Below are 415 nucleotides of genomic sequence, written 5' to 3'. Positions count from 1 at the left end.
GACACACGGCGAGCCACGCGGGCGGCGTCGGTGCCAGTTTCAGCGCGACGGGCGTATAGCGTCCGTCGAGCCGCGCGGCGAGGTGATACAGCTCGGCCGCGTTCTTCGGGTCCCACTGTCCGCTGTAGCCGGGCATGCCGGCTTCGCGGCGCTTCGCATCGAACGGCACGCTCGAATGCACGAATTCGTCGTGTGTCTTCGAGCCGCTCGCATATGGCGTGAGCCAGTTCAACGCGGCGGCGAGCGTCGCGCCGTTCGGTGCGCGCTCGTTGAGCCAGTTGCGGTTGTGGCGGCGCGCCGCGAGCGCGGCCGTCACGAGCGGCTGAAGATCGTAGGTGACGTAGTGCAGCGCATCGCGTTCGCCGAAATCGACGGTCGTGCCGTCGGGTGCGATGTTGTCGTTGACGTGCTCGAC

At 68.0% G+C, this 415-nt stretch carries 1 protein-coding gene; it reads right to left on the bottom strand.

The annotated features are described in order from the left end of the window. The coding region (locus tag AB4Y42_RS44320) for an alginate lyase family protein (RefSeq protein ID WP_368697908.1) at positions 1–415 on the bottom strand (415 nt) is incomplete at both ends.

The organism is Paraburkholderia sp. EG286B (assembly GCF_040965655.1).
In the GTDB taxonomy this organism is placed as follows: domain Bacteria; phylum Pseudomonadota; class Gammaproteobacteria; order Burkholderiales; family Burkholderiaceae; genus Paraburkholderia.
Note: the sequence above shows the minus strand (reverse complement) of the source record. Positions and strands in the feature narration are given on the sequence as shown.